This window comes from Chryseobacterium sp. YR221 (assembly GCF_900176315.1).
Classification (GTDB): Bacteria; Bacteroidota; Bacteroidia; order Flavobacteriales; family Weeksellaceae; genus Chryseobacterium; species Chryseobacterium rhizosphaerae.
In genome coordinates, this window is sequence record NZ_FWXM01000009.1 from 85,020 (window position 1) to 97,904 (window position 12,885).

A 12,885-nucleotide genomic window follows, 5' to 3' on the forward strand; every position below is an offset into this window, starting at 1 on the left:
TAACTTCGTACAAAATGAGCACTATATTCACAAAAATCATCAACGGCGAAATTCCCTCTTATAAAATTGCAGAGGATGAAAATTTTATAGCATTCTTAGACGCAATGCCTTTGGTGAAGGGACATACTTTAGTAGTTCCTAAAAAAGAAGTGGATTTGATTTTTGATCTTGAAAGTGAAGAATACAAAAACCTATGGGGATTTGCCCAGGAGGTAGCCAAGAAGATCAAAACTGCAGTTCCATGTGTAAGAGTAGGAGTAGCAGTAGTAGGATTAGAAGTACCTCATGCCCACATCCATCTCATCCCTTTAAATAAGATGGAGGATATGAACTTTAGAAATGAGAGATTAAAATTAACGAACGAAGAATATACAGAGATTCAAAACTCAATTATTAATTCTTAAAAACATAAAATCGTAAAAAAGAAATTTTTTACGATTTTCTTTAACATATACATTATATATATATTATGAATTCAAACCAATGTTCTTTCTGCGGTAGAAAAAGAAATGAAGTACAGATGCTGATTTCTGGGCAGAACGGTTTTATTTGTGAAAATTGTATAGAGCAGGCGCACACTATCGTAAAAGACGGTGCTTCCAAAACAGAATATTCACCTGCAGATAATATGGAGGAGCTTAAAAAGCCGAAAGAAATCAAAGTATTTCTGGATCAGTATGTAATTGGACAGGATCAGGCAAAAAAACAGCTTTCCATAGCCGTATACAACCATTATAAGAGACTCCTTCATGCTAAGGATGAAAACAGAGAAGTAGAGCTTGAAAAGTCCAATATTATTATGATAGGGGAGACGGGTACAGGAAAGACGCTTCTTGCAAAAACCATTGCAAGAGAACTTAATGTTCCGTTTTGTATCGTAGATGCTACCATTCTTACAGAAGCAGGATATGTAGGGGAAGATGTGGAAAGCATCTTATCAAGACTGCTGATGGTGGCAGATTATGATGTGGAAAAGGCAGAAAAAGGAATTGTATTTATCGATGAGATTGATAAAATTGCAAGAAAATCAGATAATCCTAGTATTACAAGAGATGTTTCAGGAGAAGGAGTACAGCAGGGATTACTAAAGCTGCTGGAGGGAAGTATTGTCAATGTTCCACCACAGGGAGGAAGAAAGCATCCTGACCAGAAATATATCCAGGTGAATACCCAGAATATATTATTTATTGCCGGAGGAGCTTTTGACGGGATCAAAGAGATCATCGAAAGAAGAATGAATAAGCAGGCCATAGGTTTCAGCTCTGAAAAAATCAATAAGGTAGATGAAGATGAGTATGTATTAACAAATATTAATGCTGTCGATCTTCGATCTTTCGGATTAATTCCCGAACTTTTAGGAAGATTTCCAATCATCACTTATCTCGATAAACTCACAAAAGAGACGTTGGTAAGAATTATGAATGAGCCAAAAAATTCAATTGTGAATCAATTTGTGGAGCTTTTTAAGATGGATGGCACGGATTTGGTTTTCACAGAAGGCGCAATTGAAAAAATTGTAGAGGAAACCATGGAAAAAGGCTTGGGAGCGAGAGGGCTTCGAGGAACAACTGAAAAGGTTTTGGAGGACTATATGTTCTCGATTGGAGAAGAGAAAAATATTGTGTTAACAGGAGATAATATTTTGATTAATAGATAAAATGTTTTTTTTTTTAAGAAAAAAAATATACCTTTGCGGGTGAAGATTGTATTAACACACAAATAATTTATACAATGAGAAAAAGTTTATTTGCTATAGGTCTTTTAGCCGTTAGCTATTCTGTTCAGGCGCAGAATGTTTTATGTCACGTAGACACTAACGCTAATATGTATGTGAGCGAAGGCACCCTAGTATATAGCGGTGGTGGTGTACAAACCAGAGGTAATGGCCTTTTGGATGTACACGGGAATATTATGGTTGTAGGAGCAACCGGAGACGCTTTTAAAACGATTGATGCTGCCGGCGGAGCTAAAACCGATGGTGGAAATATTGTTTTAAGATTGAACACTCCAGCTTCCTTTGCAACTTCTACTTATGGACAGCTGTACATTGATGGACTATCCCAATCCAATATTACAGGTGTTGTAAGTAAAGAGTATAGAACTACAAATCATGGTGGTTCTACTAATCCAAGTTATTTTCAACAAGTAGCATTGCCTTTTTATGGTAAAGCGTTGAGTACATTATCTACTGAACTTGGTAAAACCTTTAATACAGCAAGATATGGTAATCCTATTCTTAAATGGGATAACACAACAGCTGTGTCCAATCACTTCACCAACTTAGCAACAACTACCACTGACGGTTTGGGTTACTATATGTTGAAAGTGACCAACAATGACTGGAGTGCAAGTGCTCCTGCAACAGGGAATGTGTACACCATCAACGGAGTACCTTATGCCCAGTTTGCAAGTGCTACTCCGCTGCAAAATGCTGCAGCGAATGTGAACTTCGGACCAAACGGAAGTAATAACAACGCGTATAGTGAAAAGTACTATACGTATTTGGACGATTCATTTGAATTTACTACTTCTGCATGGACGGGAACATTTGGAAAAAATTTCTACCAGTTCGGAAATCCATTCTTAACTAATATCGATTTATCCAGAATAGGATATACCGAGAGTCCTACGGGTTCTGACGGGAATGCTGTGACAAATATCTGGGGTGTTGAATATAACCCGGGTACAATTAACACACTTCCGAATGGTTCAACTTATGCTACCAATTCCAGAGTGGTTACCTTCTTCCCTACAGGTGACGGTGTAGCTCCGGCAGTTGGAGACGTAGATTTGGTGGTTATCAAACCTATGCAGTCATTCAAAATGAAGTTAAGAAACAACACTGCTCAGACTTTAAACTTTAATACTTTAAGAAGATTTAAAGAAACAGCAAGAGCAGCGGGTACTGATTATAGTGTAGGAGCTGCAAGACATGCTAACGACAGAGGAACTATTAAACAACTTGGAGTTATCGGTCTTGATGCGAATCAAAATGAAATTGCAAGAACGTATTATGTAGTTTCTCCGGAATTTACAACAGGTCATCAGGTTTCTACAGCAACTACAGTACAGGCTTCAGCCGGTAAGAATATCATCGGTACTTTTGAAGAAGCATTAACTGGAGGGTATGATAATAACAATACAAACTATTGGTTGTATATCAATGAAGCGAACGAAGATACTTTCAAAGGTAAAAATGTTAAGTTAGTAAACTACTATCAGGATAAAGTTAAGTATTATAAATTTGAGGTAAGAGAAAATGCAGAATTAATTCCTGCAGGAGCTCACCAGTTATCTTCAGGTATCGGTTTCTACTATAAAGCAGAAAACGGAAGTATACTACAGGCTAAGCAGGGAGATATTGTTCCTGTTACCAATGAAGAAGCAAATTTATATTACGGGCAGCCTAACGATGCTACTTTAGCTATAGATAAAGATAAGAAAGCGGTATCAACATCAAGAACATTGGTGGTATACGATCCGTCAATTACAAATTATATTGTTAGATTTGATCCACAGTGGAAAAAAGCAGATATTGAAGTTTATGATATGAGCGGTAAACTGGTAATCTCTAAAAAAGCGGTTGATGCATCTAGGGATTTTGTAATCGAGCTTAATAACTCTATTAAAAATTCTTACATAGTAAAAATTGTCTCTGACAAGGGTGAAACTGTTAACACAAAAATCTTAAAATAATCAATATGAAAACTATTAGTAAACTAGCATCCGCTTTTTTTCTCTTCGCCATATTATTGGTGAATGCTGCTCCCCCGATACCAGGAGGAGGAGGAAATGGAGGAAATGGTACAGGAGCGCCATCCTCACCAATCGATATGTATGTATATGTACTTTCTGCTATAGCAATTACATTTATTGTATTCTTTACAAAGAAGTACAAAAATCAAAAAGCATAAAATTTTATTAAAATAATATTAAACTCTCTGATTAGTCAGAGAGTTTTTTTATTTTTACTATATGAAAAAGGTTTATATATTATCTGCGGTATTAGCCGCATTTTCTCTGCAGGCTCAATTTACTGTTACAGTACAGGCATCGGCAGATTTTAAAGATCAGGATGCTATTCTATATACATTAAACGGTTCAAAGGATATTATTGTTACCAAAGAACAAAGTAAGAATAATACGTGGACTTTTAAATATCCCAGTAATTATATGGGGATGATGAAAGTTTATTTCCCAGGTAGTAATAATGCGGTCAATTTCATTTCTGAAAATAAAAATATCAGTGTAAAACTGGATATCCAGAATAATAAAATCAAAGATGTTTTCTATCTGGATGAAGCCAATGAGCTGATGAGCAAACAACAGGAAGGTTCACAAAAGAAAGAGCTTATTCTTCCTGCTTTAACTCAGATTAAAGAATATTATAAGGATAATACTGAGTTTGGAAAAGCTTTAAATGCAGAGATCGGTAGACTTACGGGTACTTCATCTTCTGTTGATGCAGCAAATCACCCGTTTATTTCTTATTACAACAGCAATTATAGTAAGTTCTTGTCCAATTCATCCGATCCTGCTAAAAAGGTTAATCCGGATGATATCATCAATTTCCTGGATAAATCCAATGATATGCTTGAAAGTTCTTCTTTACTGAGACCTGTATTGGTTGCCTATCTGAACTCAGGGGGTAACACAAATGTTGGCGGATCTGTAGACAAGCTTTTAGATCGTTTAAAGGTAGAAACTCCGAGAGGGCAGACTGTTTTATCAGAATTGATAGATATCTTCGATGTATACCAAATGGATGAGTTTAAGGATAAGTACCTGGGACTTGCCAAAAATCTTAAATGTACCATCAATGACAGGCTGGCTTCTACATTAAAATCTAATGCGAATGTTCAAATAGGAGCTGCTTTCCCTAACTATAAATTCCAGGCACCGGCCAATACCAATGCTAAGTCACTTTATGACGTAAAAGCTGATAAGAAAATTATTATCTTCTGGTCGTCCACATGTTCTCACTGTGAAAGTGAACTTCCAAAGCTATTGGAAAAATACAATGATCTGAAATCAAAAAATATTCAGGTTGTAGCATTATCTTTAGATGTTGATAAGAATTCTTATTCCACAAAGATTGCTGCTTTTCCTTGGATCAATGATACAGAATTGAGAGGATGGAACAGTACTTATGTAGATACTTACAATATTCATGCAACACCAACGTATTTTATTTTAGATGCTAACAATAAGATAATCAACAAACCAGACCATGTTGGCGATGTTTTAGAATATTTTAAGCTAAAATAATTTTGGAGGTAAAGAAATATTTTCTATATTTGCACCACCAAAAAGGCGAGGTAGCTCAGTCGGTTAGAGCGCAGGATTCATAACCCTGAGGTCACGGGTTCAATTCCCGTCTTCGCTACAATAAACGGAAAAGTAATCATTACTTTTCCGTTTTTCTTTTATATATACTTTCTTCTTTTTTTTCTCAGTATTTGAGATCAGACACAAAAGTTGGGGATAGTGCAAAATGTTGCTGTATGGAGATGCTTTCTATTTTTAAAGGCATAGCACATACCAACGAAATCCAATTTGCTTACTGATTAATTCATCATTTCACCGAATACTTCTCCATACAACTTTCAGGAATCTTATCATTGCCACTTTGGCTGTCAGTCTCAATTATTTCAAACATGTTTTCAGGGCTCGTAAAATAGTAAACTGATTTATTTTTTCGGGCATCGTATTTTTCACGGATTGGAGAAAATGGGTAGAAATACGTAATCTATTTCCACAGATAATTTCTAGCTTTGAAATATCAATAATCATTTTTATTGATCCTCCGAAAACCAATCTCAGGTTTTACTCGTCATGTACTATCTGCATATTTTAGATTAAAATAATTTATTCAAGATAAAAACTATAATAAAACTTAACACCATGAAAACATTTGACACCCCAGCCTATCAGGCAGAAAAAGATTTTAAAGACAATCCGGCTTTGAGAGAAAAGCTTCATAATGCATGGAGTAATTACGTTAAATACTGTACAGTAAATTCGATAATGGGAAATCCATGGTCAAGCACGTATGATCATCCCAGAAGCTGGTATTACAATCCATTGGTCACTCCTTCGATACCTAATGAAAATAATACGGTTCCTATACAATGGAATGCTTTCCCAAACAGAATCAATCACTATTTTACCACTCTTTTTACCGATAAATTTGGAAAGCAGGATTATGAGGATAAATTACATGAACTGGCAGATATTGGTCCTATTGCTTTTGGGCAAAAATATAATATGAAGCTTACGGTTCCTAGAAACCCGTGTGATCCTACTGATACAGGAACTAAAGCTTTCGGACCTTCGGGACCCAGAGGATGGCAGGATGAATATTGCGAATGGTCTGTAACAAGAGACGAGAGTGGAGATATCATTGCTGTTAATTTTACACATGAGAATCCGGAATATTGGTTCCACATGTGGAAAATCTCTCCGGATACGGTAGTGTCCCTGTATCAGGAAATTCTTAATAATGAAAATGTTCAGAAAGAAGATCTCTATCTGCTGGACAGTCATGGAAATCCTGTTATTGTAAGAGAAACCGGGCTTCCTGCTTATAACCCGATCAATAAATGGAATAATGGACCGGATGCTACTTCTTCAGGAGGTGGGGCAGTGCATCTTACGAGCCCTCCCAATTCATTAGGAGCAGAAATATATCTTGGGGCAGCAGCTACCATACTTAGAGTGGTAAATGGAAAGGTAATAACAGATGCGAATACATTGATTTGTGCAGCTCAGTATGGACAGATCTACAGAAACAGTGATCCCCGTATTGGGCAGAACGTAAACTCATTGGTGTATAACCATAATGTACAGGTATCTTTAACGAACCCAATTGCATTGTATGGACAGATCCCTCATTTTGATCAATTTGAAATGCCAGCTACAGCCAATTATAAAATTGAAGACTGTTACACTGTAGTAAGAGGTGCTTTGAAGAATAAAGGAATTACTTATTATCCTAATAATATGTTGCTTCATACAAGGTTTTCTGTACCTGCTGATGCGAACTTTAAACTGAGTGATATATTGGTGAATAAGAAACCGCTAAAATGGGGCTCCCAGATTGCAGATACTTTTTTTGTGCAGCTTGCCGGTACAGGATTGAGTCCTGCACAGGGGCAACAGCCTGAAAAATTTCCTCCGGTGGGAATACCAGCCACCACATTTCCGAGTGTGCAATATCTGTTGGATAATAATTTGCTACAAGCCAGCCTTTACAATAAACTGAACACTTTCTCAAACCTGACTTCCTGCATTACTCAGGTTGAGGCTGGAACGACCACAGAAGGAATTGCAGTTCTGGCTAACGGAGCCATTCAGCAAACCAGTTTTGATTTTGGCCCGGGGGTTACAGTTGCAGTAACGGATTTCCAGAATCTGGATGAAGATACACAGCTTTTCCTCATTAGTATAACAACAGATGGTGGGGTGGCTTTGGGAGAAAAACCGCTTACCCTGTATAATAATGCTTCAGATCCTGGATTTGCATTATCAGGAGTATTGGAAGTGGTGGCAGCAGGCTCGTTACCTAAAACAGATAGTACTCCAAACCGTACATTACTTTCCAGCCAGCAAATAGAACAGGTTAAAAAGATATTAAAATGAAAGCTTTAATTTTAATATGGTCACTTGCCATAGTGAGTATAGTCTCGTGTGAATCCAGTAAAAAGGATAAAAAGCTAAACTCTGCAACGGGGTTTTCGAAGAAAGTAACCAGTGAAACGATTTTCTGTGGAGCTTATTGTAATCCACCTGCAATTAGTTATGAACTGGCTGCAGATTCTACTTGTGCCCACAGTTCCCAGGAAGTGCTGAATTGTTTTGCCTGGAAAAATTTTATAGCATTAAACTGGATCGCTTCTGCCCAACGCGGTATTCCGGATACTACAGCAACAGCTGCCAATTATGGGATGCCTGGGGATTACAGCCCTACAGTATGGGAAAGTTTTTTAAGTATTGATGATGTATTTGCTCCTAAGCCCCCTTTAGCATGGAATCTTAAAAGTAAAACAGGCTATATAAAGAGAATTAATGAGATCAATAAATTTACGGATATCATTTCAAGTCTTCCTAAGGCTACCCTCAGAGCAGCAGTAGGCAGTAGCAATGTAGATGAAATCATGCAGGCTGAAGGAGCCTGGCTTACTGATCAGAATGGAAATATAGTCTGGTATGAAATTAAAATAAATAACCTTGAAAGTGATTTTATCCGGCAAAATAAACTCTATGATTATGATAATCTGAAAGCTTTTGGTACAAAAAATAATGGAGTCTGGCTGCCTAATGAATCTATAGAATTAAAAGCAGCATGGCGCGTAATTCCTGACGATCAATTGGACTCCCTGAAAAATTACTATAAAATATCCAAAGCTATGGTGCCGGAAATTAAAGGATTTAACGGGAAGAAACCTATCTATGGGAAATATACACAAAAGTATCTCGGATTGGTCGGTTTGCATATTATCCGTAAAACTCCACAGTCTCCACAGCTGAACTGGATGACTTTTGAACACGTCAATAATGCTCCCGGCCCCGGACCTGCTGATCCTTCTGTAAAGTATAGCTTTTACAATCCAAACAGTAAAGATCCGGCCAATCAGTCTCCGGTTCCCGGAAAAGACAGTTTAAATAAACCGGTTCAGGTGGTAAGGGTCAATAGAATAAGTCAGAGTGTTCAAAAACTGAATGCCCAGATGCAACAGCTGATCAGGGCCAGTAACCCGAAATCGGTATGGCAATACTATCAGCTTGTCAATATCCAATGGCCGGAAAATCCGGTTGCGGATAAAGATAATAACACGCAGACTCCACTTATGGAAGGAGGGGTAAAACCCAACCAAATCTCAAATACAACTATGGAAACCTACGCCCAGAGCAAACAATGTATGGACTGTCATAAAAATGCTCCTGTGATTGGTACCAGTATACCGACAGATTATAGTTTTATCTTTTTAAAAGTGAAGCCTAAGAAATAAATTTAATATTTACACAGTCTATAAAAATTAAACCCGCACATCTGCGGGTTTAGTTTTATGGTTAGCTTTGGTAGCCAAGTAATTTTCTAATCTGGTAGAAGAACCTTTCAATAAGTCTTAAATCCTGAGTTACAATTTCAGCACTTCCTCTAAGCTCTTTATCAAAAGTAAGCGTTTTGTTATAGCTTGTTTTTAATCCTTTGGGCAAAACCACATCTACGTAGTAGTTACCTTTATCATCAGGGATCAGGGAAATATTCTGAACTTTACCTTCTATAATACCATACTCCTGGAAACGGTAATTATCAAGTTTAATGAGAACCTTTTCTCCAGGAATGATTTTTCCGGAATTTACTGTAGGAACAGACATTCTACCGACTAATTTTTCCTTATTCTCCGGAAGAATAGATAGGATAGGGTCTCCTACCTTTACAAACTGATTTTCTCCGAAAAACTGCTGGAAACTGGCGATACCATCCGTAGAAGAGATCACAAGAAAATTTTGTTCCCATTGTTTTAAAGATTTACGTAGTTGTTCAAATAATTGTAGGGTTTGAGAAGAATAGGTGATCTTATCTTTTTCCGTATTGATGGCAGTACCGCTTTTGGTCTTATTAAGATTGGAGATGCCTTCTTCCATCTGAGATATGGAAATGTTAAGGTTTTCAATGTTCTGTTGGGCCTGAATATATTTTATTTTTTCATTTTCAAGCTCCAAAGAAGAAATTACCCCTTGATTAAAAAGCTCTTGAGATCTCTGGAAGTTTTTCTTAGTAAGGTCATATTTAGCTAGCTCCAGATTTTTTTGTTGCTTCAGGGTAGATATTCTTCCTCTGTTTTCAAGAATACTCTGATTAGCGGCCAGGTTTTCCGGTGCATAAGGCTGAAGTCTTGTAAAAAGCTCTTCATCTTGAAATGCTTTTGCAAAATTATTATAATCCCCTTGAAGTTCTCCAAGTTTAAATCTTGAAGTTACAGAAAGAGGAAAAGAGTAGAGTTGATTAGGGGCAGTAGAATCTACCAGCTTTTTCAGCTCCAGTACATCTTTATAATTAGCAGCTGACTGCATCACCATCAGAAGATCATTTTTCTTTACTTCCTGATGATCTTTAATAAAGATTTTTTCAATTTTGGAACTGGTCCTTGCCTCTAATTTTTCCGGAGGATTTTGAGAAGTTACAATAATGGGAGCCGGAACAAATTCCGGGTATTTTATAATGTAGCTCATCACAAGAATGAGCAGGAGAATAACAAAAATAATGGTATTACCCCAACGTATCATCCAATGTGGCGGCTGGGTCAGAATATCCTGTACGCTTTCTGAGCGAAGTTCTATATTGTCTAAAATGTCTTCTTTCATGTTTTAAAGTAAAATTTCATCAATGTTCCGAGAGAAACAATTTTTAGGGTTTTATTAATTTCCTAATTCCAGTTGGTTTTTAACAAGTCTGTAATATTCTCCCCGCATATCTACAAGCTCGGCATGGCTGCCTTCTTCTACTACCTTTCCTTTATCCAGAACAATGATATTGTCGGCATGTTTTACGGTTGACAGTCGGTGGGCTATCACTACTGCAGTTTTACCTTTGAAGAACTGCTCAAGATTTTCCATAATAATCTTCTCATTATTGGCATCCAGTGCTGATGTTGCTTCATCAAATAAAATATATTCAGGTGACTTGTATACTGCTCTTGCGATAAAGAGCCTTTGCTTTTGGCCACCACTTACCCCAACTCCTTCATTTCCTATCTTTGTATTGTAGCTAAGAGGAAGACTTTCTATAAAGTCTTTGATATTTGCAATTTCTACAGCACGTCTTAGTTTTTTCTTGTCAATATGATCTTCTCCTACAGCGATATTGTTAGCAATGGTATCATTGAAAACATATCCCTCCTGCATCACCACTCCGCAATGGTCTCTCCAATGTCTTGGTGAGATATTTTTCAAACTCGTACTTCCTATTCTGATTTCTCCCTGGTCAGGATCATAAAACTTCATTAATAATTTAAGCAGGGTTGTTTTTCCGCTTCCACTGGCTCCTACGATGGCAGTAGTTTTCTGGAAGGGGATGCGAAGGCTTAAATTTTCAAAAACAGGAACATCAGAACCAATATATCTGAAGGAAATATCTTTTACCTCAATATCCTTATGGGGAATTTCTGTAGCATACTGCTCATTTTTATCCTCTTCATCGTCTTTATCATGAATTTCACCCAATCTTTCCAGAGAGATCTTGGCGTCCTGGGTTTGTTTTATAAAATCAATCAACTGAAGCAGGGGGCTGTTAAGCTGTCCGATGATATACTGTACAGAAAGCATCATCCCTAAAGTAAGGTTTCCGCTCAAAACCAATTTTGCAGAAAGGAAGCTCACCAGGATATCCTTTATCTGATTGATAAAGTTTCCTCCTACAGACTGCCACTGTTCCAGACTCAGAGATTTTATTCTTATTTTAAAGAGTTTTACCTGTAAAAACTCCCAATCCCATCTTTTCTGTTTTTCGGCATTATGCATTTTAATCTCCTGCATACCGTTGATAAGCTCAATTACTTTACTCTGTTCCTGAGAAACCTGAGAAAATCGTTTGTAATCAAGCTCTTTTCTCTTTTTAAGGAAGAAGCTGATCCAGCCAATGTATAATATAGCTCCTACAAAATAAACCAGAAATAATCTGTAGTCATACAAAAGTAAAACTATACTAAAGATGATAAGATTCACTAATGAGAACAGGGTATTTAATGAAGAACTTGTAAGAAGTTGTTCTATCCTGTGATGGTCATTAATTCTCTGCATAATATCTCCAGTCATTCTCGTGTCGAAGAAACTTATAGGAAGTCTCATCAGTTTGATAAAGAAATCTGAGATAATGGAGATGTTAATTCTGGCTGAGAGATGGAGCAGGATCCAGCTTCGGATCATCTCTATTCCCATTCTTCCGAGGAAAAGCATGATCTGTGCGGTAAGTACAAGATAAATAAAATTAATATCCTGATTTTGAATCCCAACATCTACAATACTTTGGGTAAGAAACGGGAAAATCAGTGATAATAAACTTCCTGCGAGAAGACCTACTGCCAGCTGAATAACCAGTGATTTATATTTAAGTAGATACCTGGAAAGAAAAGAAAAGCTGGCCTTACTCTGATCAATATCAAATTCAGTCTGGAAAAAAGTGGGTGTTGTTTCTAGGATAAGGATAATACCTTCTTCTGTATTTTCATTCGCATTTTCACCAATCCAGAATTTGATAAACTCATCACGCTCATAGGTGATGAGCCCATAGCTGGGATCGGATATATAAACCTTGTTATTTTTATCAATTTTATAAATAACAACGAAGTGATTTTTGTTCCAATGGGCAATACAGGGAAATGGAACTTCCTGTGTAAGGGTATTGAAATCTATTTGTACACCTAAGGAACGGAATCCTAAGTTTTCTGCGGCATCGCTTAGCCCCAGAAGGCTACTTCCTTCACGGGTGGTTTCAGAAAGGGCACGAATTTGCTGTAACGATATGCTTTTGCCATAATATTTGCTTACAATCCTGAGGCAGGTAGGGCCGCAGTCTTTGGCATCTGGTTGCTTATAAAAAGGAAATTTCTTCAAAACTAATACTCATTATAAAATGCCGTCATAAGGTGACGACATTTTTTACTTTATTCAATGTTTTAACTCAATAAAATGGATCACTAGAAATAGCACCATTTGTTGCACGTATCTGTAGCAGCTTTTTTGGATGGGTCTGTTTTCGATCCGTTATAGCATGCCAAAACCTGTGTTAATGCACAGTCCAGGGCAATTCCTCGTTCTGGAGGTATTAGATTTTTCTTTATATGTTTCATATTATTAGTTTTAATTTTGCAGCTCTCATGT

General features: G+C 37.0%; 10 protein-coding genes and 1 tRNA gene. 8 read left to right on the forward strand and 3 right to left on the reverse strand.

The window, feature by feature from the left end:
* The first annotated feature begins 14 nt into the window (after nucleotides 1-14).
* From B8967_RS21450 to B8967_RS21485, 8 genes are all read left to right on the forward strand, one after another.
* The gene (locus tag B8967_RS21450; protein WP_047496696.1) at nucleotides 15-404 is read left to right on the forward strand and encodes an HIT family protein; all 390 of its coding nucleotides are present in this window, start codon (nucleotides 15-17) and stop codon (nucleotides 402-404) included.
* A 65-nt stretch (nucleotides 405-469) separates the two neighbouring features.
* Nucleotides 470-1,657 (forward strand): ATP-dependent Clp protease ATP-binding subunit ClpX, encoded by a 1,188-nt coding sequence (gene clpX / locus B8967_RS21455; protein WP_047496693.1) that lies wholly within the window; start codon nucleotides 470-472, stop codon nucleotides 1,655-1,657.
* Nucleotides 1,658-1,731: 74 nt separating this feature from the next.
* Nucleotides 1,732-3,696 (forward strand): T9SS type A sorting domain-containing protein, encoded by a 1,965-nt coding sequence (locus B8967_RS21460; protein ID WP_084087818.1) that lies wholly within the window; start codon nucleotides 1,732-1,734, stop codon nucleotides 3,694-3,696.
* A 5-nt stretch (nucleotides 3,697-3,701) separates the two neighbouring features.
* Nucleotides 3,702-3,914 carry a hypothetical protein gene (locus tag B8967_RS21465; protein ID WP_047496688.1) on the forward strand — a complete coding sequence of 71 codons (213 nt, stop codon included), beginning with the start codon at nucleotides 3,702-3,704 and terminating at the stop codon, nucleotides 3,912-3,914.
* Nucleotides 3,915-3,975: 61 nt separating this feature from the next.
* Entirely contained in the window at nucleotides 3,976-5,268 is a 1,293-nt protein-coding gene (locus B8967_RS21470) for a TlpA family protein disulfide reductase (protein ID WP_084087819.1), read from the forward strand.
* Between the two features lie 44 nt (nucleotides 5,269-5,312).
* Nucleotides 5,313-5,386: transfer RNA gene (locus B8967_RS21475), tRNA-Met, on the forward strand.
* 518 nt (nucleotides 5,387-5,904) lie between these two features.
* Entirely contained in the window at nucleotides 5,905-7,641 is a 1,737-nt protein-coding gene (locus B8967_RS21480) for a hypothetical protein (RefSeq protein WP_084087820.1), read from the forward strand.
* Nucleotides 7,638-9,011: a hypothetical protein gene (locus B8967_RS21485; protein WP_084087821.1), complete on the forward strand. Its 1,374-nt coding sequence runs from the start codon at nucleotides 7,638-7,640 to the stop codon at nucleotides 9,009-9,011. Before B8967_RS21480 ends, B8967_RS21485 begins: the two co-directional genes overlap by 4 nt.
* Before the next feature lie 61 nt (nucleotides 9,012-9,072).
* On the opposite strand, the gene B8967_RS21490 is transcribed toward B8967_RS21485, so the two are convergent.
* The 3 genes from B8967_RS21490 to B8967_RS22625 all read right to left on the reverse strand — a co-directional run bounded on the left by B8967_RS21490 (nucleotide 9,073) and on the right by B8967_RS22625 (nucleotide 12,854).
* Nucleotides 9,073-10,371: an HlyD family secretion protein gene (locus B8967_RS21490; RefSeq protein ID WP_084087822.1), complete on the reverse strand. Its 1,299-nt coding sequence runs from the start codon at nucleotides 10,369-10,371 to the stop codon at nucleotides 9,073-9,075.
* A gap of 54 nt (nucleotides 10,372-10,425) precedes the next feature.
* Nucleotides 10,426-12,618 (reverse strand): peptidase domain-containing ABC transporter, encoded by a 2,193-nt coding sequence (locus B8967_RS21495; RefSeq protein WP_047496643.1) that lies wholly within the window; start codon nucleotides 12,616-12,618, stop codon nucleotides 10,426-10,428.
* 83 nt (nucleotides 12,619-12,701) lie between these two features.
* Nucleotides 12,702-12,854, reverse strand: a complete 153-nt coding sequence (locus B8967_RS22625) for a hypothetical protein (protein WP_179140101.1) — start codon at nucleotides 12,852-12,854, stop codon at nucleotides 12,702-12,704.
* Between the last annotated feature and the right edge of the window lie 31 nt (nucleotides 12,855-12,885).

Excerpts from the sequence above, each read along its gene's own strand:
- B8967_RS21450 (WP_047496696.1), top strand. The coding sequence starts at position 15 with ATGAGCACTATATTCACAAAAATCATCAACGGCGAAATTCCCTCTTAT.
- clpX (WP_047496693.1), top strand. The coding sequence starts at position 470 with ATGAATTCAAACCAATGTTCTTTCTGCGGTAGAAAAAGAAATGAAGTA.
- B8967_RS21460 (WP_084087818.1), top strand. The coding sequence starts at position 1,732 with ATGAGAAAAAGTTTATTTGCTATAGGTCTTTTAGCCGTTAGCTATTCT.
- B8967_RS21465 (WP_047496688.1), top strand. The coding sequence starts at position 3,702 with ATGAAAACTATTAGTAAACTAGCATCCGCTTTTTTTCTCTTCGCCATA.
- B8967_RS21470 (WP_084087819.1), top strand. The coding sequence starts at position 3,976 with ATGAAAAAGGTTTATATATTATCTGCGGTATTAGCCGCATTTTCTCTG.
- B8967_RS21480 (WP_084087820.1), top strand. The coding sequence starts at position 5,905 with ATGAAAACATTTGACACCCCAGCCTATCAGGCAGAAAAAGATTTTAAA.
- B8967_RS21485 (WP_084087821.1), top strand. The coding sequence starts at position 7,638 with ATGAAAGCTTTAATTTTAATATGGTCACTTGCCATAGTGAGTATAGTC.
- B8967_RS21490 (WP_084087822.1), bottom strand. The coding sequence starts at position 10,371 with ATGAAAGAAGACATTTTAGACAATATAGAACTTCGCTCAGAAAGCGTA.
- B8967_RS22625 (WP_179140101.1), bottom strand. The coding sequence starts at position 12,854 with ATGAAACATATAAAGAAAAATCTAATACCTCCAGAACGAGGAATTGCC.